The following is a 26,197-nucleotide window of genomic DNA, read 5'->3' as shown; positions in this document are numbered from 1 at the left end:
CGGCGGTGGTTGGCACGGCGGCGGCGGTTGGCACGGTGGTGGCGGAGGCTGGCACGGCCATTGGCATGGCGGCGGCTTCTGGCCCGGTGTCGCGATCGGGGCGGGGCTTGTCGGCGCCGGCTATTACGGCGGCTACTATGGTTACGGTTATCCCTACTATTATGGTACCGGCTACGAAGGTTATGGCGGCTGCTATGTCGCCCGGAAGCGGGTCATGACCCCATCAGGCTGGCGTGTCCGCCGCGTGGATGTCTGCGAATAGGGGCGACCGGGCTCGGCTGAGCCCACAAATAAACAAGGCCGTTGACGCAGTATACCGTCAACGACCTTGCCAGCCCCGGATATTGAAATCGGCTCACGCCATCCGGTAAGGACAAGCATGGCGCGGAATCATACGGGCGAATGTGATCCAGTTCACAAGTGGAGAAAATAAAGTCCGGCGCCCTGACCCGATTAGAGCGTTTTCGAGCGAAGTGGATACCGGTTCGCGTAAAGAAAACGTGTCAAAACAAGAATCTAGAGCCCCGTTCCGATTCCATCGGAACGGAATTGGCTCTAGCCGCGCGAGCGCCTGCGCGCGCTGGCGTGCCGCGCCGGTTTCCTGCGGGTAACCGAGGGTGTTTCCGTCTCGGTCGCCCGGGAGCTGGCGAAGGACTGCCGCAAATTCTCGATCGACTCGTTCAGCGTGGCGACCTGCTCGGACAGGCGCTTGGTGTCGGCCTGCTGCGCCGCCATGAGCCGCTTCATCGTCTGGAGCTGGTCCTGCACGATCTGGAGTTGATCGATCGATTCCTGCTGGGTCGCCTCCAGCCCCTTGGTCTTCTCGACGAGCTGCTCGGAGGCCTGTGCGGTGCGGGCCTGAAGCTGCCGCGACGCCACCATCCGGTCGGTCTCGGGGGCTGCGCCGGTATAGGCGCGCCAGACCGCAATAGAGGTCACCCCCAAAATCAGGAGCAGGAGGGCAGCGGCGGTCAGCGCGATCGGCTGGGCGCCGAGGCGAAGGAGAGGATTGGAGGGTGTGTCCCGTGCGAGATCAATCATCGCTGGCTAGGCCCAAAGTGAAACTTGGTGCGTGGCGAAGACCGGCTACCCAAGGCGGCCGGGGGTTGTCCCGAAAGCGTAACATTTCGGCAACGAATGGGACCAAAAAGAGGCTTAGGGCAAAAAAACCAGCAATCAGCTGGCCTTGAGGCCTCCGAGGGCCGCGCCAGGAGCGAGAATCAGGGCTGAAAAACCGAAAATGGCCCGGAATAGGTCTTGGACCTCGGTGCCGCATAGGGGCCGATCCGGGACGTCTTCAGCCCGAGCCGCACCAGCCCCTCCGCTAATGTCACCGCTGCGGCGACGCCGTCCACGACCGGCAGGCCGTGGGTGTCGGCGAGTTCGGCGGCAAGGTCAGCCATGCCGGCGCAGCCAAGCACAATCGCTTCCGCACGGTCGTCGCGGATTGCAGCGGTGATCTCGGTGGAGATTCTGCCGATGGCGTCCGCATTCCGCTCTTCGAGCGCGAGCACGGGGACCTCGGCGGCGCGGACGCGGGCGCAGCGCTCGGCGAGGCCGTATTTCTTCAGATTATGTTCGATCGGCACGATAGAGACACCGAGCGTCGTCACCACGGCAAAGCGCGCCGCGATCAGGCTCGCCATGTGGAAGGCGGCCTCGCCGATGCCGATCACCGGCGCTTTCGCGGCGGCGCGTGCGGCGTCGAGGCCGGTGTCGTCGAAGCAGGCGATGATGTGGGCATCCGCGCCGTCGCGGTCGGCCTCGCGGATGCAGCCGAGCATGCCGGGAACGGCGAAGGCTTCGTCGTAAAATCCCTCGATCGAGACCGGGCCCATCGTGGGCTGGCGCGCATCGATTACGGTGTCGGGCAGTGCGACCGCGTGTGCAGCAGCGGCGATCTTCGCCGTCATGGCGACAGTGGTGTTGGGATTGACGACGTGCAGTCGCATCGGATCAGACAAGCCCCTTGCCGGCGTCGGAGCCCTTGGCCGCCTGCCGCTTGTTGAGCATGTGGATGGTACCAAGCGCAAGCGTGATGACCGCGAACGACACCGCCGAGATCATGGTGCCGAGCGCATAGATATCGGGCTTCGTCACCGTGGTGGTGAGGCCCTGAAGGTCCAGCGGCAGTGTGTTCACCGGGCCGATCGCCTGGCTGGAGCGGGCGAGCTCGTCCCAGGACAGCGTGAAGCCGAACAGGCCAATGCCGATCACGGAAGGCAAAATGATCGGCAGCACGACGTAGCGGAACGTCTGCCACGGCGTCGCGCCGAGATCGCGCGCGGCTTCCTCGAGGCGCGGGTCGAAACGGTTGAAGATCGCGAACATGATGAGCAGGCCAAACGGCAGCGTCCAGGTCAGGTGTGCGCCGAGGCCGGATGTGAGCAGGCCCATCGAGGTCTCGAAATTCTCGTTCCAATGCGCCTTGATCAGGTCGTCGATGATGCGGAATTCAAGCGAGATGCCGAGCGAGGTAATGATCGAAGGCACGATGAGGCTCGCGATCGCCGAATAGAAGAGGATGCTTTGTGCCCTGAACTTGCGGCGGAACGCCATGCCGGCGGCGACCGACAGCACGACGGTGACGGCCATCACCACGAGGCCGAGCAGCAGCGAGCGGCGGAAGGCGGCGCCGAGGTCGACGATGCCGGTGCCTTCGAACAGCTTTGCCAGCCAGAAGGTCGACACCCCGTTCATCGGGAAGGTGAGACCGCCCTGGGGGCCCTGGAACGACAGGACGTAGATCGCGATCATCGGGCCGTAGAGAAACAGCACATAGGCCGCGAAGAAGATCGCGAGCACGTAGAAGCTACGCGGGCGTCCTTCCTTCATCGCTCACAGCTCCTTCCGGATGTCGACGATGCGCGACATCATGGTGATGATCAGGAAGGTGATCGCGAGCAGGATCACGGCGTTCGCCGCGGCGGCCGGGAATTGCAGCGCGTTCAGCCGCGTCTCGATGATCTTGCCGGCGGCGGCGATCTGCTGGCCGCCCATCACGCCGATGGTGATGAAGTCGCCCATCACGATGGTGATGACGAAGATCGAGCCGATCACGATGCCGGGCTTGGCGAGTGGAATGATGACGTTGACGAGCGTCTGGAAGCCGGTGGCGCCCGCGTCATAGGCGGCCTCGATCAGCGATTTGTCGATACGCACCATCGAATTGAAGATCGGCACCACCATGAAGAAGGTGAAGAGGTGGACCAGCGCCAGCACGACGGAGAACTCGGAGAACAGCAGCCATTCCACGGGCTGATTGATCAGCCCCGTCTTCATGAGCCCGGAGTTCACCAGGCCGTTGCGACCGAGCAGCGGGATCCAGGCAATCATGCGGATGACGTTGGAAGTCCAGAACGGGATCGTGCAGAGCAGCGATAGTCCCATCTGCCAGGTCTTGGACTTGACGTGGAAGGCAAGGAAATACGCGACCCAGAAACCGATGAAGAGCGTGATGGCCCAGACCAGGAAGCAGAGCTTGAGCGTCTTCAGATAGGTCTTGCCGATCGTGCAGAGATCGGGGAGCTGCGCGATGCAGCCTTCGAACGTGTCGGTGTAGCCGCGGCCCGAGAAGGCCGGCAGCAATTGGTATTCGTTGTAGTCCCAGAAGGAGACGATGACGACGAACGCCAGCGGAATCAGGAAGAACGCGAGAAACACCAGCATCATCGGCCCGGCCTGCAGCCAGGAGATGAATGACGGCGACAGGCGCACCGGCTTCGCGGCGCGCGTCGTATCGGATCCCCGGACGAGGTCCGGGGATGCCTGTTGCAGGATAGTCTCCGACGTGTCCATCACGTTACGCCGCGATGAACTCGTTCCACTTGCGGACCATGTAGTCGTTCTCGTCCATCACGGCGTTCCAGCACGCGACCGCGCCCATGCGCTCCTCGTAGGAGCCGCCGTCGCGCACCGAGCCGGCCTTCTCCAGCAGCGAGCCGTCGGGCGCCTTGATGTCCTTCTCGGCGGGCTTACCTTCCATCCAGTAAGCCCACTCGTAGGGCTCCATCTGCGCCTTTGCCGTGGACAGTACGGCCGAGTAGTAGCCCTGGCGGTTGAGATAGGCGCCGGCATAGCCGGAGAGGAACCAATTGACGAACTCATAAGCCCAGTCGAGCTTCGGACCCGACACGCCCTTGGAAACACAAAAGCCCGAGGCCCAGGAGCGGTAGCCTTCCCTAAGCGGCTGGAAGGTGCAGGCGATGCCCATTGAGCGCACCTTGGTCACCGCCGGCGACCACATCGACTGGATGACGGTTTCGCCTGAGGCCATCAGGTTGACGCTCTCGTTGAAGTCCTTCCAGAAGGCGCGGAACTGGCCGGCCTTCTTGGCCTCCGTCATGACCTTCATGGTGAGATCGATCTCTTCCTTGGTCATGTTGCCCTTGTCGGCATATTTGTACTTGCCGGTGGCTTCCACGACCATCGCGGCATCCATGATGCCGATCGAGGGGATGTTGAGGATCGAGGCCTTGCCCTTGAATTCGGGATTGAGCAGTTCGGACCACGAGCCGATCGGGCGCTTGATCAGGTCGGGACGGATGCCGAGCGTGTCGGCGTTGTAGACGGTCGGAATCAGCGTGACGAATTCGGTCGCTGACGTCGCGAACTTCTTGGAGTCCTTGCCTTCGAGATAGAGCACTTTCCAGGGCGCGGTGCCCTGGCCGCCGATCTTCTTGCCGCCGGGCGTTTCGCCCTTGGTGAAGACCGGCGTGATGTTATCGAACTCCTTGATCTTCTTGGCGTCGAGGGCAAGGATGTTGCCCGAGGGCACGATCTTCTTCAGCGAGAAATATTCGGTGTCGAGCACGTCGAAGGAGTTCGGCTGGGTCATCACGCGCTTGGTGACGTCGTCGGTGGTCGCGGTGATGTATTCGATCTTGATGCCGGTGTCCTTCAGGCACTGCTTGGAGATGTCGTCACCCTCGTTCACGGCGGTGCCGAGATAGCGCAGCACCTTGGTCTCGGCCGACTTCACGTAGGGAAAGCCGGTGATGGCGCCGGAGCCGGCGGCAAGGCCGGCGAGACCCGCGGTGCCCTTGAGTAGCGTGCGGCGGCTGACGCCGGTCTTCCCAGTGGTCTCGGTCATATCAGTCACTCCTCTGTTGCGCATAGTCGTTGACGGTGGGTGCTATTGCAGGCGCTGCGCCTTGGCGGGATCCCAGGTGGCCAGCACACGATCTCCCGGACGGAACGGATGGACGTCGAAGGTGGCCTCGGGAACGTGGGAGAACAGGGCGGTGCCGTCGTCGAGCGTGAGCGAGACGGCGACATAGGAGCCCTGGTACTCGGTCTGGGTCAGCAGCGCCGGCGCGCCGAACGCGCCGTCAGCGAACGGCACGATGCCGAGCTGATCGGCGCGCACGGCGATGAGGTTGCCGGCGTCGCTGAGGACGTTGTGGCCGCCGATGAAGCGCGCCACGAATTCGGTGCGGGGATGGTGGAAGATGTCGCGGGCGGTGCCCTGCTGCTCGATCCTGCCGTGGTTCATCACCACGATGTGGTCGGCAAGCGCCATCGCCTCTTCCTGGCCGTGGGTGACCTGGATGAAGCTGATGCCGAGCTCGCGCTGCAAACGCTTCAGCTCGCCGCGCATCTTCACCCGCAGAAACGGATCGAGCGCGGAGAGGGGCTCGTCGAGCAGCAGGATCTGCGGCTCGGTGATCAGCGCCCGGGCGAGCGCCACGCGCTGCTGCTGGCCGCCGGAGAGCTGCGCCGGCAGCCGGCCCGAATAGGGGCTCATGGCAACGAGCTCCAGCAGCTCGCCGGCGCGCTTGTGCCTGATAGCGCGGTCGACACCGCGCATTTTCAGAGCGAATGCAACATTGTCGAGCACGGTCAGGTGCGGAAACAGAGCATAGGACTGGAACATCATCGCTGTGCCGCGCTTGGCGGGTTCGAGATCGGTGACGTTCTGCGGGCCCAGGATGATGTCGCCCGCGCTGACCGCCTCATGGCCCGCGATCATCCGCAAGGTCGAGGTCTTGCCGCAGCCGGAGGGGCCGAGCAGGCAGCAATAGGTGCCGGCTGGGATCTTCAGATTGACGCTGTCGACCGCGAGCGTGGTGTCGTAGCGCTTGGTGACGGCGACCAGTTCGAGAGCGGCGGGAGTGGCCATGGCGTGTCCGCGAGAGGGGCGATGCTTCGCCTCTCTCCGCAAGGTCCATGCCAACAGCCCTCGGCAGGCCGAATTCCAAAACTGTGCAGCGGAGTCAGGTCGTTAGGTCGAATCCGGAGCATCCGGACTGCCCGCCGCGTGCGCGGACACCTGCACACAAAGCGGGCGCGGATTGTATAAAGTTTCGCCTGTGATTGGATACGGCCCGTCGACTAACATCGAAGGCCTGATGTCGCCGATCGAGCTCTCAAACCCATGGCTGCCAAGGTCCGACCGAAATCCGACGCGCCTGATGCGAGCGATCGCGTCAGCCGCATCAGGGAGGGGGTGACTGCGGCGATCCTCGAACATCGCCTGCTGCCGGGCACCAAGCTCGGCGAGGATGAGATCGGCGAGATCTATGGCGCGAGCCGCACACTGGTCCGCACCGCGCTTCAGCAGCTCGTGCATGAGGGCATCGTCAACATCGAGAAGAACCGCGGCGCCTTTGTCGCGCGGCCCACGCCCGCGGACGCGCGCGAAGTGTTCGAGGCGCGGCGCCTGATCGAGCCCACCATCGTCGACCACGCGATCGACGCGGCGTCGCCGGCCTGGATCGATCGCCTGCAGCAGCATCTGACCGAGGAGCGCGAGGCGGAGCTGCGTGGCGACGCGCGCGCTTCCGTGCGGCTCTCCGGCGAGTTTCACCGGCTGGTAGCCGAGATGTCCGGCCACAGCATCTATCTCGGCTTCCTGAAGGAGCTGATCGCGCGCTCCTCGCTCATCATCCTGCTCTATCGCCGCCACGACACGCCGGCCTGCGGCACCGATCATCACGTTGGCATTGTTGCCGCGATCCGCACGCGCGACAAACAGGCCGCGCGCGTGCAGATGCTGTCGCATCTTCGCGAGATCGAGGCCGAGCTATTCCTCAAGGATTCCGCCGCCGACGAGCTGCGGCTCGCAGACGTACTCGGCGCTTGAGTGGACGCTGCCTAGGCCGGCGGCGCTCCCTGGTTTCGCCTGATGATCTTGAGCACGAGCAGGGCGGCGCCCAGCGCTAGAAACAGTGCGCCCAAAATCGTCGTGCCGGTGGATTCGTATGCCACGCCGACTGCGGTCAGCAGGCATCCGATGATGATCGCGAAGAGGCCGCCGAGCTTCTTGGTCAGCAGAACGTATCCGTCACTCGTTTGTGCCACCATGTTGCGCTTTGTCTCCTTGATGTCGGGCCTGCCTTCAAAGTTCGCTCGCGCCCCATGATCTCCCGTCGCGCAGGCCACGCGGGATCGTACTCCTGTTCGATGCAGTTGCAATCTGTCGTTGATCTCTGGCCGGACTCGTTGTCCGTCTTTCGATTTCAGTTCGATAAGTGAGACAGCAGCACTTACGCATTTGCCGGGTTTTCCTGTTTCAATACGCACTTGCGGCATTTTCCGCTGGCGCCGTATGGCAGAGCTGCAAAATCGCCTTTAGGTTGAAATTGACTCTCCGCGGTCAACAGAATCAACTTGCCACGCAAGCGTCGAGTTCTGGAACGGAGCTGACGTCAGTTGAATCCGTGCTGCGGAGTGGTGCCATAGCGCGACCCTTGGCTGACGAACGAGAGACCGCGATCATCCCGGCCGGACGGCTTCCCGGCTACCTGTGGGGCGAGATCCCCAAGCGATCAGCCTACTGCGAATACGTGAGGTGGAAGAACGGGTAGGGGACTTCGCGAAGGCTGACGCTGGAGATGATCAAGGGAGGAAGACATGACGACCTACGACCATAGCGCGCCGATGGGCGCGACTGGCCTGCCGCAACCGCCCCGCTGGGTCTGCGTGCTGTTGGGGCTCTTCATGATATTCACGGGATTGCTGGTGCTGGGCGATGTCGCGTTCTTCACCGTGGTCAGCGCGCTGTTCATCGGCTGGATGGCGGTCGCCATCGGCGCCTTCGAGGTCTTCCACGCATTCTGGACCAAGGGATGGGGCGGGTTCGTGTGGCAGGTGCTGCTCGGCATTCTCTACATCGCCTTTGGCATCGTTCTCATCAGCCAGCCGGTGACCGGTGCGTTGGTGCTTACCTATGTGCTCGGCCTTGCACTCCTCGTTTCCGGCGCCGTGCGCATGTTGATCGGCATTGGCCGCTGGCAGCGGGGCGGCGGGATCATGCTCGCGTCCGGCGCGTTTGGTGTTCTCGCGGGGCTCGTCATCCTCACCGGCTTTCCCTTGACCGGGCTCTGGGTGCTCGGTGTGCTGCTCGGCATCGATCTCTTGTCCCACGGCATCGGGTGGCTGACGTTCGCCTGGCTGCCAGCGGCCAGAACTGTGTAGCGGCGCGGGGGGATTGGACATGTCAGGGGCGACGATGCCGTCGGGGCTCTTGCGAGCCGCTACATTGCTTGCGTTCATTGGAATAGCCTTCGGTCTCCTGTCGCCGGCATCGGCGCAACAGGACTCCGTCGTCCTGTTCCGCAATATCAGGATATTTGACGGCAAGGCCAGCGCGCTCTCCGCGCCGTCCAACGTTCTTGTCAGGAACAAGACGATCGAGAAGATTTCGGCCGGTGACATCGCGGCCACGGGGCAAGTGATCGACGGCGGTGGCCGCGTGCTGATGCCGGGGCTGATCGATGCGCATTGGCATGCGATGCTGGTGCGGCCGACGCCGACGGCCGCGCTCTCGGGCGATATCGGTTACAACAACCTGCTCGCCGCGAGCGAGGCGACGGCGACGCTGATGCGCGGCTTCACCACCGTGCGCGATATGGGCGGTCCTTCCTTTGGGCTGAAGCAGGCCATCGACGATGACCTCGTTGCCGGACCGCGCATCTATCCGTCCGGCGCCATCATCACCATCACCGGCGGCCACGGCGACTTCCGGCAGCTCTCCGATTTGCCGCGCACCATCGGCGGGATGCTGAGCCGCATGGAGCGGATTGGCGGCAGCATGGTCGCCGACAGTCCTGACGAGGTCCGCGTACGTGCGCGCGAGCAGCTCATGCAGGGGGCTTCGCAGGTCAAGCTCACGGCGGGCGGCGGCGTCGCGTCACCCTTCAGCCCGCTCGATGTCTCGACCTTCACCGAGCCGGAGCTCCGCGCCGCCGTCGAAGCAGCCGACAATTGGGGCACCTACGTTGCCACGCACGCCTATACGCCGGTCGCGATCGAGCGCTCGATCGCAGCCGGTGTCAGATGCATCGAGCATGGTCACCTCATGGACGAGGCGTCGGCGCAGCTGATGGCGGAGAAAGGGATCTGGCTCAGCACGCAACCGTTCCTGGATCTCTCCATGGCTGCCGGGCTTGGGCCCGCGGAGCAAGACAAGATGCGGCAGGTGGTTACCGGCACCGACCGCGTCTATGCGCTGGCGAAAAAGTACCACATCAAGACCGCGTTTGGCACCGACATCCTGTTCTCGAAGGCGCTGGCGGACAAGCAGGGCGCGATGCTGAGCGCGCTCACGCGCTGGTACACGCCGGCCGAAGCGCTGATCATGGCGACGTCAACGAATGCCGAACTCTTGAACCTGTCGGGCAAGCGAAATCCCTACCCAGGTAAGCTCGGCGTCGTGGAGGAGGGGGCGTTCGCCGATCTCCTGCTGGTCGACGGCAATCCACTCGACAACATCAAGCTGGTCGAAGATCCCGCGAAAAACTTCGTGGTGATCATGAAGGGCGGCAGGATCTACAAAAACATGCTCGCGCACTGACGCGTGCATGTTCAGGCGTCGTCCCGCGAAATTGGAGCGCTTCTAGTCCTTATCGTCAGGAACCGGCTTTTTTTGTCGCGAACCTGTTGCGACCTCCGGAACTGCAGGAGGCCGCGCTGGGCTTGTCACAATTTCGGGCCTGTCGTCTGAGGCGTGACTTCTAAGTGTCTCCAGGACCAGAAAGAATTTCTCGGCTAACATGGTCAAGCTCGCTGACGTTCATCTCGGTTTCGAGAACGGCGAGATTCGCTATCAATTCGATCACTTGCCGCGCTCAGCGGCAATTAAATTCGCAGTCGGATTGTGACAAACTTTGCCGGATTGTCCCATTCGGTGCGTTATGCGGACCATCGCGCTCTGCCGCGCAACGTTGCTATTCCTCGCGGGCCGCACCGGCTATATGCTGTTGCTCTGTCATCGAACTGTCATGTTACCGCAAAATGCTAAAGTCAGACGCAACGCCGGCCCGCAAGATTCCGGGCGCGCCGGATGGGAATCTTGTCCCAAAGGACAACAAGAGAACACAATACGTGACCGGTTTCCTCAGGCAACGTGAAGCGGCCGAGCCCGACGCGGAAGCAACGATTGTCGACGGTGCTGTGATTGATCACACGCCATCGCAAGACACGACGCTTGTACCCGAGCCGTCATCGTCGCACGCTGCCGCGCGTCCAGCGGGCGAGATCGAACTCAAGCTTCTCGTCGCTGCCGATCGCATGGCGCATTTCAACGCCGCGCCGATCATCGCGACCAACGCGCGCAACAAGGGCACGCGCAAGCATCTCAAGTCCGTCTATTATGACACGTCGGAGCATACGCTTCGGCGCAACGGATTGACCTTGCGCGTACGTCAGAGCGGTGCGCGCTTCGTGCAGACCGTGAAGACCGATGCCGCGGACGATCCGCTGCGCCGTGGCGAGTGGGAGGCGAGCGTGCCGTCGCTTGCGCCGGATCTCGCTCTCGCGATGCCTTTCCTTCCGGAGAAGCTCCGCGGCCGTCTCGAAGCGCAGTCGCTCGAAGCCGTCTTCACGGCCGATATCCATCGGCACGCGCGCATCGTCGATCTGCCGTCCGGCACGGTCGAGATCGCCTTCGATCAGGGCGTGCTGACGGCCGGTGATCAGTCGATGCCGGTGAGCGAAATCGAACTGGAGCTCAAGAGCGGCAGCGCGGGCACGATCTACGAGATCGCGCTGCGGCTTGCGGAGCACGGGGCGGTGAAGCCCTCGATCCGCAGCAAGTCGGCGCGCGGCTTCGACCTTGCCGCAGGCACGCCGCCATCGGTACGCCGGCCGAGCAAGCTTCGTCTCGATCCTTCTGTTGCGCTCGACGAGGCCTTCGCCACGATCCTGCGCTCCTGCTTCCTCCATCTGCTTCAGTCGCTGCCGGCGGCCGAGGACGGCCGCAATCCGGAAGGCGTGCATCAGCTTCGCGTTGCGCTGCGTCGGCTGCGATCGGCGCTCGATCTGATGCGATCGGCGGGCGCACTCAGCAATCTCGACATGCTGCGGTCGGAAGCAAGATCGCTGGCGCAAGACCTGTCCGCCGCGCGCGACTGGGATGTGTTCCAGCTCGAGACCCTGCCGACGATCGCAAACGCCTGTCCTTCGGTCGCCGGCTTCGATGCGCTGGGCCGGGCTGCGGCCAAGTGCCAGTCGGACGCCTATCGCAAGGCGCATCGTGCGCTCGATGATCGCCGCTGCGCCATTTTCCTGATCGGCCTCGGTGGCTGGATCGAGACGCGAGGCTGGCGCAACGATGTCGCCGCCGAAGACCTCGGCCAGCTCTCTGAGCCCGCCGTCAACTTCGCGCAGCGTGTTTTGTCGGCGCAGTATGCCAAGGTGCTCAAGCGCGGGCGCCGTTTCAAATCGCTTTCCGCGGAAGGGCTGCACCGGGTGCGGCTCGCGACCAAGCGGTTGCGCTATCTCAGCGAATTCCTGCTGCCGCTGTTCGAGGATCGCAAGTCCGTGCGACGCTTCTCGCGCAGGCTTGCCGGTTTGCAGGAGGAACTCGGCGCCTTCAACGACATGGCGGTCACGGCATCATTGCTTGACGGGCTCGGTACCGAGCCCGATAGCGCAGTCGCGGCGGCGGCGATCGCTGGCTGGCAGGCGCGCGCGTCGGTCGGCGTGCAGCCCGCCTTGCAAAGCACATGGCGCGATTTCACCGCCGCACGCGCGCCGTGGTCGCGGCAAGCCGAGCAGGATTGACCGCGTCTGGCGTTCCCAAAAAAAGTTGCGGCCAGCCATTGGGGGATGGCTGGCCGCGCGCGAACCGGTCTGGGACGGGGAGGGGTGGGGATGTGACCGGGCCGCGTAACTCGTTCCTTGGTAACTACTGATTTTTCGCGCTGGCGGTGGCGACCGCCGGCTTGGTATCGCCGAGCGAGACCCAGACGTTGGGATCGCCCTGCGACTGGCGCTTGACGAATCGGTAGCCGGTCTCCGTCCAGGCAACGACGCTCTCGTTCTGATTGTCGAGAACGAACTCGCCCTTGTCGGTCTTCACCGTCAGCACCGCGTGTCCTTCGCCCTTCTTGTCGCGCACGACCGTGATGAGCAGGGCCTCGCGCGGCCAACCGGCATCGATCAGCATCTTGCGCTTCAACAGCACATAGTCTTCGCAGTCGCCGTAGCCGTCGGTCGGCAGCGACCACTTCTCGATCACGCCCCAGTGCTCCTGATCGGTCAAAGGCTTGATGGTCTCGTTGACCCAGCGATTGACCTTGACGAGGTCGCGCCATGCGGCCTGCGACATCACGATGTCGCGCGGCTGCGTCGGCCCGCCCTGGCACTGAGCCGGATTGTCCGCACAGAATTCGACCCAGCCGATCGGCGCACGCGTGGCGTCGCCGAGGCTCGCGTAGAGCAGACGGCTGTCGCCGGCCTGCGCTGCCGCGCTGATCCCGAAGAACATGGCGCCCAGCGCCAGCCCTTTCCCCTGTCCCCTGAAGTCAAACATTGCGGTCCCCGTTTCTTGTTGGGACCACATTTCGCACGGAGCTTTTGAGTTGCCGCTAAATCGGCCAAGTCAAGTCGAGACGAATACAAGTAAAACCAGCAGAAAATTCGATCTATACTTGAATAGAATTCGCATTAAATTCGAGATTACTGCAATTGATTCAAATTGTAGGGATTAACGCGGAAACACCGGCGGAACTGCCGTTTCCGCGTGCAAACAGGCGGCGCGTTAACCCGCGCAAGCCGCCTCAGCGCGCATGAAAAAGGCGGCGTCCGGATCGCGGAGGCCGCCTTTTCGGCTGAAAATACAATGGTTTTGACGCTGCCGCGCTTTACCGCGCGGTAACGCTCTCTTCGAGAGTCTCGATCGGCTGCTCGTGCATGAACTCCAGCGCGAAGCCGTCCTCGAGGTTTCGGACCACGCGGCCCTGGACCCGGCCGAGGAAAACCGTCGATTTCAACGGCGGGCGGTTCTCCGCGGCGACCGCGGCTCCGGACAGCGAGAGGTCGATGATGCGGCAGGTCATCTTGGTGCCGTCATCGAGCGTCAGCACCGCGATCGGGTTGCGCGGCACGATACGGTCGTGGCGGCGATCCTCCGGCAGATTGAGGATATCGCGGTTGGCAAGCCAGGTGAGCTGGGCGGCGAGCTTGTCGCGCTTGCGGGGCGTCGCCCCGATCGTCATGGCGAAGCCATTGTCGATGATGCGGGTGATCTTGCCCTCGACGCGGCCGATATGGTCGAGATAGGCGACCACGCGGTCGCCGACATTGCCGATGCCCGGCGCGAGCAGCGCCAGCCCGCCCGGCGACATGTTGATCACCTGGCAGGGGAATTCCCGGCGGTCCGGCAGCATGTAGCGGCCGAGCAGGTGAACCTTCACCCGCTGGAAACGCCGACGTTCCTCGGTGGCCGGAAGAAATTTTTTGTTCGCCAGCGCCATTTTCACTACCCGACTCCCGCCCGGGCGGAGTCCGAAACGACCCTAAGGTCCATAGGGTTAATGCCGCGTTAGTATTACGCGCGTCGATGACGGACAGAAACAATGCGCTCGAAAAGCCACAGCAGCGGCGGGCGGGCCTGTCGCGGCGGTGCTGACGCCGGGGGCAACGGGCCGCGTCGTTACACTGAGCCCTTACGCCTTCCTCGCCGCGCGCTGATACAGCAGGCCCAGCAGCGCCAGCAGCACAACGGCCGAAAGCCCGAGTGACCAGTGAATGCCGATCGCCGCGCCGAAGACCCCGACAGTGATGCCGCTGAAGGCCCGCATCCCGAGCCCGGCCATGTTGTAGAGGCCGACGACGCGGCCGCGGATGTCCGGCGGCGCGTTCAGCTGCACCAGTGCCTGCGCCATGGTGTTGAAGGAGAGCTCGAAGAAGCCTGCAAAAAACAACAGCACGATCGCGACCGGGTAGATCTGCACCGCGGCGAAGCCAAGCAGCGCCACGCTCCAGAGCACCGCCAGCGTGATCGCGGTGCGCGGCGTGCCCTTGAGGCGCCCCCAGGATTCCAGCGCGATGCCGGCGAGCAGTGCACCGGCGGCGTCCGCCGCGAGCAATACGCTGTAGGAGACGCCGGGATCGCCGTGGCCGAGATCGCCGGCAAAGCCCGGCATCTGGGCGTGATAGGCGTTGCCGATCATGAAGGAGGTGAGGCCGGCGAGCCACGTCATCGCGGTCAAGACCGGCTGGGTGCCGATGGCGCGGATCGTCAGCATAATGTCGGCAAGGCCGCGCACGGCAAACCGCCGCACGGCCAAACTCTTGTCGCGCACCGGCGCCCAGAACAGCCACAACAGCATCGGCAGATAGAACAGCGTGTTGAAGATGATGCCATGCGAGGTGCCGAGCGTAAGCATGATGACGCCGCCGACGGCAGGTCCAACCAGGATGCCGAGATAGCGCGCCATCGCATTCAGCCGCACCGCGCTCGGCAGGTCAGCGGGACCGACGAGGTCGTAGAGCAGGAGCTGGTTCGGCGTCTGCCACAGCACGCCGGCGCAGCCGTGGATCACGAGCAGCAGCATGGCGTGCCACATCTCGATCGTGTCGGTGATGAAGAAGAAGCCCCATCCGCTTGATGCCACGATGAACAGCAGCATGCCGCACTGGATGATGCGGCGCGGGTCAAACCGGTCGGCGAGCCCGCCGACGGCGACCGAGAACAGCAGAAACGGCAGCCAGTGCGACAGCACGGCAAAGCCAGCCAGCGCCGGCGAATGGAATTTCTGGAACACCACCCAATAGCTGATCACATGCTCGATGTTGTCAGCCATCATCGCCAGCACGTAAGCCACGAACTGGAGGCGGTAGGGCACGGACTTCATCGCCGCGAACGAGCCGGACGCGGCTATTGGATTCTGGGGGTGGGGGGTCAAGCGATCACCTGGGTGGGACTTGAGCCGTCCCTACACGCTCAACCGCGAGCGCTCAAGACACTTGGGTGTGTGGGAGCTGTAGCCCGGATGAGCGAAGCGACATCCGGGTTCTTCGTCTCCCCGCATATCGCTTCGCTCATGCGGGCTACGATACAGCGCTATTATACGACCACAGACTCCAGGAAAGACCTGACCGCCGCCGCAAGATCGTCCGGCCTGTCATATGGCAGCCCATGGCCAACGTCCGGTATCAGCTCATAGCGGAGGCGTTGATTGAGCCCCTGCAGCTCTCGCGCCGTTTCGACGGACACAACGCCATTGTCTCCGATGACAAGCAAGATCGGGACGGAGATGGCGCCGATCAGCTCACGATAGTCGGGGTTAGGCGGCGTGAGGACTTCGAAAGCACCGATGTTGGTCTGCAACCTCGCATCGGTCATGAACTCGACCAGCTCGAGCGGACGATGCGGATGCCGCTGCCGCGCCTGGGCCAGCACTTCACTCCTGTCCAGGCCGAGCAATCTGCGATGCTGCTCGGCGACATCGCTCTCGTAGACCTCGCGTTGGCGCTCGGGTGACAAGAATGTCGGATCAGCCAGGACGACGCCGGCAATGGCCGTACCCACCTTGCTCGCGACCACAGCCGCGGTCATGCCTCCCATCGAGTGACCGAGTAGCACCGGGGCGGCAAGCCCGAGCGCTTTGATGAGACCGACGACGTCGCTCGCGTGATCGCGGTACAGATAGCCATGAGGCGGTGCACTCGACGCTCCGTGACCTCTCGCGTCGGGCATGATGACGTCATAGCTATCTTCGAGAGCGCGCGCCAACGGCGTCCAGCAGGCTCCGCTTCCGATCAAGCCATGCAGCGCAATCAGCGGGGGCTTGTCGCCGCCGGTTCGGAGATAGTGGATGTCGATCCCGTTTACCTTACAGATTTCGCGAATCCAGTTTGTCATTCAGGCACTATACGCGACCGTAGCCCGGATGAGCGAAGCGATATCCGGGACCGCCGGCCCCGCATGTCGCTTCGCTCATGCGGGCTACTGCACCACCTTGGCACGACCGCGCATCTCACATACGCTTCCCTGAGCCCGCACCAATCAATCATAACAGGCGGGCGGTGAGGAAGCAGCCATGGAGCAGATCCGCGTTTGCACCCACGCAGGGCCGGGCTCGGAGCCCGTCATCCGCACCGTGCCGTGGCCGAAGGTTGGCCGTAAGGCCGCGCTGATCAAGATTGGCGCCTGCGGCGTCTGCGGCACCGACCTGCATATCCTCAAAGGACACTGGCCGAAGCCGCTGCCCTGGCCGTTCACGCTCGGGCATGAGCTCGGCGGCGTTATCGTCGAATGCGGCGAGGAATTCACTGAGGACTTCATGAGCAAGCCGCTGAAGGTCGGATCAAAAGTGATGATCCCGCCGCTGATGCCCTGCGGCCGCTGCTACTACTGCATCCATTATCCGCAGACCGCCAACAAGTGCCTGACGCCGGTCTATTACGGCCGCTATCTCGGCTTCGATAAACCACCTCACATGTGGGGCGGCTGGGCCGAATATGTCTATGTCGATCTCGGCATGCTGCCGGGCACCAAGATCTACAGATTGCCCGACGACATGTCGCTGCGGCTGGGTGCGCTGTCCGAGCCGCTCACGTCCTGCATCCGCGCCTTCAATCGCGCGAGCCGCGCCGGGGGTTTCAGCTGGGGCGATACGGTGGTGATCCAGGGCTCGGGCCCGATCGGCATCCTCGCGGTTGCGGCAGCAAAGGAGATGGGGGCAGGGCGCGTGATCTGCGTCGGGGCGCCGGAAGAGCCGCGGCTGAAGCTCGCCCGCGAGTTCGGTGCAGAGGCGACGGTGAACATCGACGAGCTCAAATCGCCGCAGGATCGCATCGCGCGCGTGCGCGAGATCGTCGGCGGCTTCGGCGCCGATCTCGTGATGGATTGCTCGGGACATCCGACCGCCGGCCCCGAAGGCATCGAGATGCTGCGCGACGGCGGCACCTATGTGGAGATGGGCCAGTTCACCGATGCCGGCTCGATCGAGACCTCGTGGCACCGCATCTGCACCAAGGACCTCAACGTGCTCGGCTCGTGGGGCTTTACCGGTAACGATCTGCCGCTCGGCGTCGACATGCTCTACCGCACCCGCGACAAATATCCCTGGCTGAAGATGCAGACGATCTATCCGTTCACGGAAGAAGGCGTCGCGCAGGCGGTCAAGGACGCCATGGCGATGAAGACGGTGAAGTCGACGATCGTGCCGTGGCCGGAGCTGGTGGGGTGAGGTTTGTGGCTCGGATAGAGGGAAGCGACGACGCAATGTTCCGTTAGCCCGCAGCCGCCCTCGGCTATTTGGCTTGCTTCGTGGCTTGGCAATGATCGTCGAGGACATCGCGGATGATCCGGCGTTGCTTCTCGGCCTCGACCGGATTGGTGTCTCGAAGCTGCACCAGTGTGATCATGGCCTTCCAAATTGCCCAGCCTCGCGCACGCTCCCAGGTCGCCGGATCAAGTGCAACAGCTGAACGGAATATTCCTCGGGCAGCTTGATCGAGGAATGCCCATGCAATTGTGAGATCACAGGATGGATCACCGATACCGGCGCATCCAAAGTCGATGACTGCATTCAGCAAGCCCTCTTTGACCAAGAGATTGGTCGCAGCAATGTCGCCATGAATCCATACAGGCGGTCCCTGCCACGATGTTTCCAGCGCGGTGTCCCAGACCTCCGTCGCTGCCGTCATATCGATCTCGCCCGCGAGCGCATGGATCGATCGGCGTGTCTCGGTGTCGTAGGTCGAGAGCGATCCGCCGCGATGAAAGTTGTGAACACCGGCTACAGGGCCGTTGCGCGCGTCAATGCCGCGCAAGGCAACCAAAAAAAATGGGCAAGGTCCGTGGCGAAGCGGCCGAGATCGTCGATGCGGCCGAGGTGCGCCGGTTCGCCATCAAGCCAGCCGTAGACCGACCAAGGCCAGGGATAACCCGCGCCTGGAGTGCCCAGGCCAAGGGGAGCAGGGATCGGCAATGGCAGATGCGGCCTGAGCGCTGGCAGCCAAGGATGCTCCTTCTCGACTTGAGCCACATAACCGGGCTCGCTCGGCAGCCTGACTGACATTTTGTCGCCAAGGCGGAAAGTTCTGTTGTCCCAACCGCCGTTCTCAATTGGCGCGACGGCAAGGTTCGCCCATTGGGGGAACTGCGAGCGAACCAGTTGATTCACCAGCTTCACATCAATCTCGGTCATCGTCGTGTGATCATCCGTGGATAGATGAAGCAGTGCCGTCTTGCGGCGATCCTGGCCCAAACTATCGCAGAATGAAGTACTCTAGCCCAGAGGTCGGCTCCTGGCGATCATTGCATCGCCGCGTGCTGTCAGCCTATAACAGCGGCAGAGCGGGACGTGGCACGTCTAGCGCTAGACTTTTCGGTCGCCGAAGGAAACGACGACGGAACAGAAGACAAATGAACGAAACGGACGCTCGCCCTCTAGCGCCATTTTCCGCTGTGCCATGGCCGGAATTGGTGGAATAGCTAGTATTTCCTCTCGCCGGGAGAGCGGCACGCCGTCGCAAAAAAAATCACAACCGTGACTTCCATTTGACGTTGAAGCCGCTAGCCTGCGCACCTCGCAAGGCCCGCAGGTGTCATGAACAAGTCATCCGAGTCTCCCGACGCTTCCCTCGCATCCCTCATCCCCGACATCGACCGGCTTGCCGCTGAAGCGATGGCCGTCTGGAAAGTGCCGGGCACCGCGCTTGCCGTCGTCCAGGACGGCAAGGTGGTGCTTACGCGCGCCTACGGCCAGCGTGATGTCGAGGCCGATCTGCCAGTGACGCCACGCACCCAATTCGTGATTTGCTCGATCACGAAATCCTTTACGGCAACCGCGATCGCATTGCTGCATAACGAGGGCCTGCTCGACTGGGGCAAGCCGGTGCGAGACTATCTTCCGGAGTTTCGGTTGCATGATGCGATCGCCACCGAGCGCGTCACCATTCGCGACTTGCTGACCCATCAATCGGGGCTGCCGCGCCACGACTGGCTTCATCTGCCCGGTGACCTTGCGCCGGCCGAGATGCTGCCGCTCATGCGGCATCTCGAACTGAGCCGCGACATTCGCACGACCTGGCAATACAACAACCTCTGCTACAATGCCGCCGGTCTCCTGATCGAGCGGCTGAGCGGGAAGAGCTTCGAGACCTTTGTGCGGGAGCGCCTGACCGATCGGCTCGGCATGGCGGTTGGCTTCTCGCTGGATGAGCTCGAAGCTGCGGCCGAGGCTGCACGGCCGTACATGATCCATGTCGACACGCGGCTGCCGGCGCTGCGTCTGCCGATCCGGGTCACGGCCGCGGGCGCGATCAATACGTCGGTGACCGATCTGGCGAACTGGATGCGTCTGCATCTCGGCCAGGGCGAGTTCGATGGTGAGCGCCTGTTGCCGGCGGCGCTGGTGGAGCAATTGCATGCGCCGCTGGCGCACGTCGGGAAGTCGGAATTTTCCGAGTTCGGTCACGGCCATTACGCATTGGGGTTTCAGTCCAACACCTATCGTGGCGATCGCCTGATGTGGCACGGTGGTGGCTGGAATGGCTGGGGCTCGCTGATGACGCTGGCGCCGGATGCCGGCATCGGTGTTGCCGTGCTCACCAATCGCAGTCCGAGCGCGGTGCCGCAGATCCTGACATGGTACATCGTAGACCGGTTGCGCGGACGCGAGCCCGTAGATTGGTTCGCGCGCTTCCATAGGATTCGTGATGATTTCATCGCCCATATCCCGGCCGACAAGGAGGCGCGGGAGAAAGCGCGCCACAAGGACACGAAGCCGGCGCATGCATTGTCGGCCTATGCGGCCGACTATGCCCATCCCGCCTATGGAATGATCTCGATCCGTGAGCGGGACGGCGCGCTGCACTGGTCGTGGCGCGGCATGAGCGCGCCGTTGTCACACCGGCATTTCGAGACGTTCGTCACGCCGGAGATCATCGACCTGCTCCATCCGGATAATCTCCCCATCACCTTCCAGACCGACCGGGATGGCAACATCGCGCACCTGTCGGCGCCGCTGGAACCGATGGTCAGGGATATCGTGTTCGAGCGACGCGCGGCAGGCGATTGCACTGACCCTGCATTTCGTGCGCGCTGCGTCGGGCATTTCAGGAGCGGCGGCGTGAACCACCACGTCACCCTCGACGCTGGCCGGCTGATTTTGAAGCCCGACTACCAGCCGGCCTATCGTCTCGAGCCGCAGCAGGGCCGCCGGTTTCGCATCATCGAGCTGGACGGTTTTGCTGTCGAGTTTCGCGGAGAAGGCGACGGGATTGACCAGATCGTGTTTCACCAGCCGAACGGCACCTTCGTCGCGGACCGTGTGGTGGAATAGGAAAGAGATCACCGGTGGCACCACACTCAAGCGAGCCGCGCTCGCCCTTCCGCGCCATTCGCGCGATCGATTACACCGTGATCTTCGTGCGCGACATGGCCGCGATGCGGCGCTTCTATGAGGACGTTCTCGCGTTTCCGCTGCTGCGCGAACTTTCGCCGAACTGGATCGAGTACGGGGTCGGCAGCAACACGCTGGCCCTGGCAAGACCGAGCCGGACTGCTGCGGATGCCCCGACGCCGATGGGGAGCGCCTCGCTGCAACTGGCTTTCAGGGTATCCGCAGCCGAGGTCGACGCGTGCGCGGACGAACTCGTGCGGCAAGGCGTGGCGCTGTTGTCGCCGCCAACGAACCAGTCGTTTGGACATCGGACGCTGTTTTTCCGCGACCCCGACGGCAATCTCCTGGAGGTCTATGCGGAGATTTGAGCGTAAGGTCGGCCCAGAGGCGGGTCGATGCCCAGAAAGTTCCTTCGGGAATCCGCGAGTTATTCACGGCGGGGTGAAACTTAGGCCCAAGTTCCGGCTTTGAATTCGCGGGAGAGATATCGTGAAGCGAATTCTGAAACCCGTTGCTTACATCCTGGCTGCCATCTACTTCCTGGCGGATGCGGTCTTTATGGCCGTGACGGGGCCGATATCGCGCTGGATTGGGCGCCATTTCGAATTCAAGCGATTGCGGGCCTGGATCAGATCGCTGCCGCCTTATCCGTCGCTCGCCTTGTTTTCCGTCCCCGTGATCATCCTGGAGCCGATCAAGCCGGTGGCTGCTTACCTCGCCGCAACCGGTCAGGTCCTGAGCGGCGCGGCGACTTTCCTCGTCGGCGAGCTGCTCAAGCTCGTGCTGGTCGAGCGGCTGTTCCATCTCACCCGTGACAAGCTGATGCGGATTCCAGCTTTCGCCTGGGCATACGGGAAGTTCGCCGAGATGAGGGCATGGCTACGGGCAACCGAAGCCTGGCGCGTCGTCCGCGCCTTGAGCCGCACGGCGAGAGACTATGTTGCGCGGGCAAGAGCATGGCTGGTCGGCAGCTTCAGCAAGCTGGTGACCTCCAGGGATTAGGACCAGACGAGCCGGCCCCTACGCGAGTTTGCGCATTGCTGAGGTGGCCTTGTCGCGGCGGAGTGGCTCCGGCCGCCTGATCTGCATCAAGTTCACTCGCTTTCCTTGACGTATCCAGAAGACAAGGCCTGCGCCCATTCCGGGCGGTTGTTGGCGAGCGCACGTGCCGACGCGGACTCCCAGTCGTATTCCAGGGCCAAAAGTTCGACTTGCCAGCCTCTTTTGCGTTTCGTAAGTATCGCATACCGAGCGTGAGGCGAGCGGTATTCCAGGTTTGCGGCAAAAGGAATGTCCGCGAATACCGGGCAACCAACACTACCGGGATTGAGAACCAGACACTCTCCCGGCCCTTGAACGACCGCCTGGCGGTGGCTATGGCCACACAGTATCACGCGAGCTGTTGTCTCACTCCCCAGGCGCGTTGCCAGCACGTCGCGGCGCGCGGGCACAAAGCGGCCGTCGTCGAGCGATTCTTCCAACAGGCACGTCGTATCGTCGTCGGGCGTGCCATGGCACGCCAAAATTCCGTCTTCCAGCCGCAGCTGGGGAGGCAAGCTGTGTAGCGCGAGACGTTGCTCCGCAGTCAATGCGTTACGCGCGAACTTACCCGCCGACGAGAGCCTGTCTTCTGGAAACTCCTCAATCCAGCGGTCATGGTTCCCGCGCACAGTCGGTAACGATAGCGATTGTAGCGCTTCGAAAGTTTCTCTCGGCCACAAGGGGCTGGTGACGCAATCGCCCAGATTGACCGTACTATCGACGCCACGCGCCTTGATATCGGCCAGCACAGTCTCCAAAGCAGCAAGGTTGCCGTGAATGTCGGAAATGACTGCCAATCGCATCGTTGTGCTCCCACTACACCTTGGCCTGAACTTAGCCCGTCGCTTGGGCCCCGGGAATATCCAACTTCCGAAGCCGGCTAAGCCAAAGGTGCTCCCGAATTGACTGCTCTGCTCAAAACTAGAAATCGCCTAAGACGCCCGCATGGTCTGAACAGCTAGCCGCGCCTATTCTCGCTCTCCTTCACCACCGTCGCGCCCACAACCTTCTTGCCCTCCAGCTCCCGTACGATGCGCTCATCCGGACCGACCGCGCCGAGATCGAATTCGTGATCCGGCGTGATCAGGATCAGGCGCTGGCCGATGATGACGACCACCGTCATGTCGTTCATCTCGCCTTCCTTGGCCCATGCGCGGATATCGCTGGCGTAGGGCTCCCTGCGCCACGCGTTGGGAGATCCCGGGTCGCATCGGATTTCGATGCCGTCATCCGAAGCGGTCAGAACGAGCTTCGACCGGCTCGGTTTCCAGCGCTCGTCGAGGAGATCGTTGACCAGCCACAGGCAGGCGAAATCTGCACATTCGTCCGGCCGCGTCGCGTAGATCGCGCAGCCCCGGCCGGGTCTGCAATGCGGGCACCAGGCGTTCGTGGGCTTGGCCAGCGCCTCGATGGCCATCACCTTGCAGCAGAGCGTGCAATCGCCGCAGGTGCGTTTGACGGAGGACGTCACGCGGTCATTCCCCGCAGATCCGGTTGCGTTCAGGTTACGCGAGGTGGCCGCAAAAATCCTCTGCAACCTTCGGGCGCGGTTCTTTCCGCGAAACCATGCGTCACAGGCATGGTGATTTGCCAACTCTTGGCGTAAAGAGCGCCCAGATCAAATCGCCAGCGTCCGGCCGGCCGTTTGCCGCGCACGCAGCTTCGGGCGTCGTGGCTCGCCGTTCCGCGCCTGAATCAACCAAGGTTTCCATCTCGTGTCATTTCCGGCCCTGAGTCCGCCGCTCGCCCAAGCTTTGGCCGAGCGGAACTACGATTCACCGACCCCCGTTCAACTGGCCGTGCTCGCCGACGAAGCCGCCGACCGCGACCTCCTGGTTTCGGCCCAGACCGGCTCCGGCAAGACCCTCGCTTACGGACTGGCCTTGGCCAAGAATCTGCTTGATGGCGCCGAGCGGTTCGGACCGGCGTCCGCGCCGCTCGCCCTGATCGTGGCGCCGACGCGCGAGCTTGCCTTGCAGGTTCAGCGCGAACTCGCATGGCTCTATGGGCATGCGGGCGGGCGGGTCGTCTCCTGCGTCGGCGGCATGGATCCACGGCGCGAGCAGCGCGAGCTTGCGGCCGGCGCCCACATCGTCGTCGGCACGCCCGGACGGCTGTGCGATCATTTGCGCCGCGGTCGTCTCGACATCTCCGAATTGACGGCGGTCGTCCTCGACGAGGCCGATGAAATGCTCAATCTCGGCTTTCGCGAGGACATGGAGTTCATCCTCGAGACCACACCGGAGACGCGCCGCACCTTGCTGTTCTCGGCGACGTTTCCGCGGGGCATCGTTGCGCTGGCCAAGCAATATCAGCAGCAGGCTTTCCGGATCGAGGTCGCGGGCGACGAAGGCGGTCATGCCGACATCGAATATCGCGCGATCCGGATCGCACCCGGTGATGTCGAGCACGCGGTCGTCAACGTTCTTCGCTTCTTCGAGGCGCCGAGCGCGCTGGTATTTTGCAGCACGCGCGATGCGGTCAGGCATTTGCAAGCGGCGCTGCTGGAGCGCGGCTTTTCCGTGGTCGCGCTATCAGGCGAATTGACGCAGAACGAACGGACCCTGGCGCTCCAGTCGCTGCGGGACGGACGCGCCCGCGTCTGCGTGGCGACCGACGTCGCCGCCCGCGGCATCGACCTGCCGAGCCTCGATCTCGTCATTCATGCGGACCTGCCCAATGATGCCGAAGTCATGCAGCATCGCTCGGGCCGCACCGGGCGCGCGGGCCGAAAGGGTACAAGCGTCCTCCTGGTGCCGCCCGCGCGGCGGCGCCGCGCGGAGCTGCTGCTCAATCTTTCAGGGATTGACGCTGCCTGGGGGATCGCGCCTCAGGCGGACGAGATCCGCAAGCTCGATCACGAGCGCATGAAGGACGTGTTGTTCACCGAGGAGACCACCTCAGACGATCTGGTTCTGGCGCAGGCGTTGTTGGCCGAGCGGTCGGCCGAGGATATCGCCGCGGCGCTCGCGCGGCTTTATCGCGCGCGGTTGCCGTCGCCCGAAGACATCATCGATCCCGGTGAGCGAAGCGGCCGGCCGCGTGACGACCGCGGTCGCGAAAGGTTTCAAGGCGAAGGAGGCGATGATCGCTCCGCGAAGCCCCGATTGAAAGCCGGGAAATCGTCGTCGCGCCATGGCATGGCGGAGGCCAGCGTCTGGTTCCGCGCCGCCATCGGACGGCGAAAGAATGCGGAGGCGCGCTGGCTGCTTCCAATGATCTGCCGTCGCGGCGGCATCGACAAGCGCGACATCGGCGCCATCAAGATCATGGACACCACCACCGAGTTCGAGATTTCCGAGCGGGTCGCGGAATCCTTCGCAGCCAAGATCAAGCGTCCGGACAAGGAAGACAGCATCCGCATCGAGCCGATGGCGGACGCGCCCCAGCGGCAAGCGCCTTCGGAGGAGCGCTCACACGCGCCTCGGCGCGAGGCCCGGGACAGCGATCATCGCGAACGTCGCGACGATCGCGGGCGCGACACAAGTGGATTCAAGCCGCGGGGCAAGGCCCACGGCGAGCGCGGGCCGAAATTCGACGATGCTCCGGCTTCCGGAAAGAAAAAGAAGCATCGGAACAAGCCGGGCCACGCAGAGCCGCCTTCGGTCACGCCATGGCCTTCGAAAGGTGCGCCGGGAAAGAAAGCAAGGAAGAAGCGCCGGGGCTGAAACCGCTGCCGGCGAGGGCGTTACGTCGCCGCGAGGTCACGGAGCATGTATGTCGCGCTTTCGCCGTAGGATGCGAGTTTTGCGCGCAGCTCCGCATCCGCCGTGACGGGTCGAAAGCCGAAACGCTCCCACAACGGCCGCGTGGCGTAGACCGAGACCAGCGCAAGCGTTGCGATGCCTGTTGAGCGCGCGAGGTCCTCAATGGTCGCGACATAAGCGCGCGCAGCGCCGCCGCGACGATCAGGCAGCACGGCGACATCGTGCACGTAGAGGCAGTCCGCATCATCGGGCAGTCGTTCGAGGAAGCCGTCGAGCGGCGGAACCCGGTGCTGCTTCCAGGGATGCGCGAGTCCGTAGCCGACGATCCTATCGTCCGCGACGAGCACGCGGCAGCCCTCGGGATAAAGCCGCATCTTCTCCGCGAACACGTCGGGGCTTTCAGGCAGATCAGGATGGATCCGCGCCGCGATCGCGCTGATCGCGGGCAGATCGGACGCGCGTGCGGGAGGCCAATGCAGCTTGCTCATGTCGATCCGTCGTTCCGTCTCACGCATTCCAGTTTATTCCGCTGCACAGCTACGCGCAGCGAAAATATCTTTGCCGTCATCCCAGGAATACGACGCATCGCGCGGCGTCCTACTCCTGCAAGCCAATTGCATGACAGGAGATACCATGACGTCCTCGATCCGCCTCGCGTTCACGCTCGTCGCATCCCTCGCGATCATTCCCGCCGCCTTCGCCGCGCCGCCGACCAAGACCGGCAAGACCGACAAGGGCAATGTGCTCACCGACGCCAAGGGCATGACGCTCTAGCAGGCTGTTGAAGAAGTCTTGGAACGGCGCGCGATGAACGGGATGTTGTCGCCGTTGAGGAGACAAATCTCCCCTTCGAGTGAGCCGTCA

23 protein-coding genes and 3 pseudogenes are annotated in these 26,197 nt (G+C 63.3%); 11 read left to right on the top strand and 15 right to left on the bottom strand.

Annotation, left to right across the window (positions count from 1 at the left end; translation table 11 throughout):
- Window positions 1-262 (top strand): annotated as a pseudogene (locus AC629_RS22745) (hypothetical protein); the annotation flags it as partial.
- Window positions 263-555: 293 nt separating this feature from the next.
- Here the strand turns inward: AC629_RS22745 and AC629_RS22735 are convergent.
- From AC629_RS22735 to AC629_RS22710, 6 genes are all read right to left on the bottom strand, one after another.
- Window positions 556-1,041 (bottom strand): hypothetical protein, encoded by a 486-nt coding sequence (locus tag AC629_RS22735; protein ID WP_084807204.1) that lies wholly within the window; start codon window positions 1,039-1,041, stop codon window positions 556-558.
- Window positions 1,042-1,220: 179 nt separating this feature from the next.
- Window positions 1,221-1,952 carry an aspartate/glutamate racemase family protein gene (locus AC629_RS22730; RefSeq protein ID WP_084807203.1) on the bottom strand — a complete coding sequence of 244 codons (732 nt, stop codon included), beginning with the start codon at window positions 1,950-1,952 and terminating at the stop codon, window positions 1,221-1,223.
- 4 nt (window positions 1,953-1,956) lie between these two features.
- Complete coding sequence (locus tag AC629_RS22725) at window positions 1,957-2,835, bottom strand: ABC transporter permease (RefSeq protein ID WP_084807202.1); 879 nt, start codon at window positions 2,833-2,835, stop codon at window positions 1,957-1,959.
- Window positions 2,836-2,838: 3 nt separating this feature from the next.
- Window positions 2,839-3,798 (bottom strand): ABC transporter permease, encoded by a 960-nt coding sequence (locus AC629_RS22720; RefSeq protein WP_084807201.1) that lies wholly within the window; start codon window positions 3,796-3,798, stop codon window positions 2,839-2,841.
- Between the two features lie 4 nt (window positions 3,799-3,802).
- Window positions 3,803-5,092 carry an ABC transporter substrate-binding protein gene (locus tag AC629_RS22715; RefSeq protein WP_084807200.1) on the bottom strand — a complete coding sequence of 430 codons (1,290 nt, stop codon included), beginning with the start codon at window positions 5,090-5,092 and terminating at the stop codon, window positions 3,803-3,805.
- 42 nt (window positions 5,093-5,134) lie between these two features.
- The gene (locus AC629_RS22710; RefSeq protein WP_084807199.1) at window positions 5,135-6,121 is read right to left on the bottom strand and encodes an ABC transporter ATP-binding protein; all 987 of its coding nucleotides are present in this window, start codon (window positions 6,119-6,121) and stop codon (window positions 5,135-5,137) included.
- A gap of 255 nt (window positions 6,122-6,376) precedes the next feature.
- Between AC629_RS22710 and AC629_RS22705 the strand changes: the two genes are divergently transcribed.
- Window positions 6,377-7,084, top strand: coding sequence for a GntR family transcriptional regulator (locus AC629_RS22705; protein ID WP_084807198.1), 708 nt, complete (start codon window positions 6,377-6,379; stop codon window positions 7,082-7,084).
- A gap of 11 nt (window positions 7,085-7,095) precedes the next feature.
- Here the strand turns inward: AC629_RS22705 and AC629_RS48940 are convergent, their stop codons facing one another.
- Window positions 7,096-7,524: a hypothetical protein gene (locus tag AC629_RS48940; RefSeq protein WP_245331974.1), complete on the bottom strand. Its 429-nt coding sequence runs from the start codon at window positions 7,522-7,524 to the stop codon at window positions 7,096-7,098.
- 330 nt (window positions 7,525-7,854) lie between these two features.
- Between AC629_RS48940 and AC629_RS22695 the strand changes: the two genes are divergently transcribed.
- The 3 genes from AC629_RS22695 to AC629_RS22685 all read left to right on the top strand — a co-directional run bounded on the left by AC629_RS22695 (window position 7,855) and on the right by AC629_RS22685 (window position 12,006).
- The gene (locus AC629_RS22695; protein ID WP_084807197.1) at window positions 7,855-8,418 is read left to right on the top strand and encodes an HdeD family acid-resistance protein; all 564 of its coding nucleotides are present in this window, start codon (window positions 7,855-7,857) and stop codon (window positions 8,416-8,418) included.
- A 19-nt stretch (window positions 8,419-8,437) separates the two neighbouring features.
- Complete coding sequence (locus AC629_RS22690) at window positions 8,438-9,796, top strand: metal-dependent hydrolase family protein (protein ID WP_084807196.1); 1,359 nt, start codon at window positions 8,438-8,440, stop codon at window positions 9,794-9,796.
- Window positions 9,797-10,236: 440 nt separating this feature from the next.
- On the top strand, window positions 10,237-12,006 hold the full coding sequence (locus AC629_RS22685; RefSeq protein ID WP_084807195.1) for a CYTH and CHAD domain-containing protein: 1,770 nt from the start codon (window positions 10,237-10,239) through the stop codon (window positions 12,004-12,006).
- 124 nt (window positions 12,007-12,130) lie between these two features.
- Here the strand turns inward: AC629_RS22685 and AC629_RS22680 are convergent, their stop codons facing one another.
- From AC629_RS22680 to AC629_RS22665, 4 genes are all read right to left on the bottom strand, one after another.
- Window positions 12,131-12,757 (bottom strand): transglutaminase-like cysteine peptidase, encoded by a 627-nt coding sequence (locus tag AC629_RS22680; protein ID WP_084807194.1) that lies wholly within the window; start codon window positions 12,755-12,757, stop codon window positions 12,131-12,133.
- 331 nt (window positions 12,758-13,088) lie between these two features.
- A complete protein-coding gene (locus tag AC629_RS22675) occupies window positions 13,089-13,700 on the bottom strand; it encodes a PilZ domain-containing protein (RefSeq protein WP_084807193.1) in 612 nt (203 codons plus the stop codon).
- Between the two features lie 192 nt (window positions 13,701-13,892).
- The gene (locus tag AC629_RS22670; protein WP_283847414.1) at window positions 13,893-15,134 is read right to left on the bottom strand and encodes an MFS transporter; all 1,242 of its coding nucleotides are present in this window, start codon (window positions 15,132-15,134) and stop codon (window positions 13,893-13,895) included.
- 161 nt (window positions 15,135-15,295) lie between these two features.
- A complete protein-coding gene (locus tag AC629_RS22665; RefSeq protein ID WP_084807191.1) occupies window positions 15,296-16,093 on the bottom strand; it encodes an alpha/beta fold hydrolase in 798 nt (265 codons plus the stop codon).
- A 178-nt stretch (window positions 16,094-16,271) separates the two neighbouring features.
- Here AC629_RS22665 and AC629_RS22660 point away from each other — a divergent pair, with 178 nt between their 5' ends.
- Window positions 16,272-17,423, top strand: a complete 1,152-nt coding sequence (locus AC629_RS22660; RefSeq protein WP_084807190.1) for a zinc-binding dehydrogenase — start codon at window positions 16,272-16,274, stop codon at window positions 17,421-17,423.
- A gap of 64 nt (window positions 17,424-17,487) precedes the next feature.
- Here the strand turns inward: AC629_RS22660 and AC629_RS22655 are convergent.
- Window positions 17,488-18,386: pseudogene (locus AC629_RS22655) on the bottom strand (aminoglycoside phosphotransferase family protein).
- A 402-nt stretch (window positions 18,387-18,788) separates the two neighbouring features.
- Between AC629_RS22655 and AC629_RS22650 the strand changes: the two are divergent.
- The 3 genes from AC629_RS22650 to AC629_RS22640 all read left to right on the top strand — a co-directional run bounded on the left by AC629_RS22650 (window position 18,789) and on the right by AC629_RS22640 (window position 21,587).
- Entirely contained in the window at window positions 18,789-20,525 is a 1,737-nt protein-coding gene (locus tag AC629_RS22650; RefSeq protein ID WP_084807189.1) for a serine hydrolase, read from the top strand.
- A 14-nt stretch (window positions 20,526-20,539) separates the two neighbouring features.
- Entirely contained in the window at window positions 20,540-20,953 is a 414-nt protein-coding gene (locus AC629_RS22645) for a VOC family protein (RefSeq protein ID WP_084807188.1), read from the top strand.
- A gap of 121 nt (window positions 20,954-21,074) precedes the next feature.
- The gene (locus AC629_RS22640; protein ID WP_084807187.1) at window positions 21,075-21,587 is read left to right on the top strand and encodes a hypothetical protein; all 513 of its coding nucleotides are present in this window, start codon (window positions 21,075-21,077) and stop codon (window positions 21,585-21,587) included.
- 92 nt (window positions 21,588-21,679) lie between these two features.
- On the opposite strand, the gene AC629_RS22635 is transcribed toward AC629_RS22640, so the two are convergent.
- Complete coding sequence (locus tag AC629_RS22635; RefSeq protein WP_084807186.1) at window positions 21,680-22,429, bottom strand: metallophosphoesterase family protein; 750 nt, start codon at window positions 22,427-22,429, stop codon at window positions 21,680-21,682.
- Between the two features lie 155 nt (window positions 22,430-22,584).
- Window positions 22,585-23,097 carry a hypothetical protein gene (locus tag AC629_RS22630; RefSeq protein ID WP_143199359.1) on the bottom strand — a complete coding sequence of 171 codons (513 nt, stop codon included), beginning with the start codon at window positions 23,095-23,097 and terminating at the stop codon, window positions 22,585-22,587.
- 244 nt (window positions 23,098-23,341) lie between these two features.
- Here AC629_RS22630 and AC629_RS22625 point away from each other — a divergent pair, with 244 nt between their 5' ends.
- Entirely contained in the window at window positions 23,342-25,294 is a 1,953-nt protein-coding gene (locus AC629_RS22625) for a DEAD/DEAH box helicase (protein WP_084807184.1), read from the top strand.
- A gap of 20 nt (window positions 25,295-25,314) precedes the next feature.
- Here the strand turns inward: AC629_RS22625 and AC629_RS22620 are convergent, their stop codons facing one another.
- Entirely contained in the window at window positions 25,315-25,821 is a 507-nt protein-coding gene (locus tag AC629_RS22620; RefSeq protein WP_084807183.1) for a GNAT family N-acetyltransferase, read from the bottom strand.
- 145 nt (window positions 25,822-25,966) lie between these two features.
- Between AC629_RS22620 and AC629_RS47015 the strand changes: the two are divergent.
- A pseudogene (locus AC629_RS47015) lies at window positions 25,967-26,104 on the top strand (COG4315 family predicted lipoprotein); the annotation flags it as partial.
- Window positions 26,105-26,197 lie beyond the last annotated feature (93 nt).

This window comes from Bradyrhizobium sp. NAS80.1 (genome assembly GCF_001908205.1).
Classification (GTDB): domain Bacteria; phylum Pseudomonadota; class Alphaproteobacteria; order Rhizobiales; family Xanthobacteraceae; genus Bradyrhizobium.
This window is presented reverse-complemented; position numbering and strand designations above follow the sequence as displayed.

Coding starts and splice junctions, on each gene's coding strand:
- AC629_RS22730 (WP_084807203.1), bottom strand. CDS start 1,952: ATGCGACTGCACGTCGTCAATCCCAACACCACTGTCGCCATGACGGCG.
- AC629_RS22665 (WP_084807191.1), bottom strand. CDS start 16,093: ATGACAAACTGGATTCGCGAAATCTGTAAGGTAAACGGGATCGACATC.
- AC629_RS22725 (WP_084807202.1), bottom strand. CDS start 2,835: ATGAAGGAAGGACGCCCGCGTAGCTTCTACGTGCTCGCGATCTTCTTC.
- AC629_RS22650 (WP_084807189.1), top strand. CDS start 18,789: ATGAACAAGTCATCCGAGTCTCCCGACGCTTCCCTCGCATCCCTCATC.
- AC629_RS22695 (WP_084807197.1), top strand. CDS start 7,855: ATGACGACCTACGACCATAGCGCGCCGATGGGCGCGACTGGCCTGCCG.
- AC629_RS22685 (WP_084807195.1), top strand. CDS start 10,237: ATGCTAAAGTCAGACGCAACGCCGGCCCGCAAGATTCCGGGCGCGCCG.
- AC629_RS22675 (WP_084807193.1), bottom strand. CDS start 13,700: ATGGCGCTGGCGAACAAAAAATTTCTTCCGGCCACCGAGGAACGTCGG.
- AC629_RS22690 (WP_084807196.1), top strand. CDS start 8,438: ATGTCAGGGGCGACGATGCCGTCGGGGCTCTTGCGAGCCGCTACATTG.
- AC629_RS22635 (WP_084807186.1), bottom strand. CDS start 22,429: ATGCGATTGGCAGTCATTTCCGACATTCACGGCAACCTTGCTGCTTTG.
- AC629_RS22715 (WP_084807200.1), bottom strand. CDS start 5,092: ATGACCGAGACCACTGGGAAGACCGGCGTCAGCCGCCGCACGCTACTC.
- AC629_RS22710 (WP_084807199.1), bottom strand. CDS start 6,121: ATGGCCACTCCCGCCGCTCTCGAACTGGTCGCCGTCACCAAGCGCTAC.
- AC629_RS22680 (WP_084807194.1), bottom strand. CDS start 12,757: ATGTTTGACTTCAGGGGACAGGGGAAAGGGCTGGCGCTGGGCGCCATG.
- AC629_RS22720 (WP_084807201.1), bottom strand. CDS start 3,798: ATGGACACGTCGGAGACTATCCTGCAACAGGCATCCCCGGACCTCGTC.
- AC629_RS22620 (WP_084807183.1), bottom strand. CDS start 25,821: ATGAGCAAGCTGCATTGGCCTCCCGCACGCGCGTCCGATCTGCCCGCG.
- AC629_RS22705 (WP_084807198.1), top strand. CDS start 6,377: ATGGCTGCCAAGGTCCGACCGAAATCCGACGCGCCTGATGCGAGCGAT.
- AC629_RS22735 (WP_084807204.1), bottom strand. CDS start 1,041: ATGATTGATCTCGCACGGGACACACCCTCCAATCCTCTCCTTCGCCTC.
- AC629_RS22660 (WP_084807190.1), top strand. CDS start 16,272: ATGGAGCAGATCCGCGTTTGCACCCACGCAGGGCCGGGCTCGGAGCCC.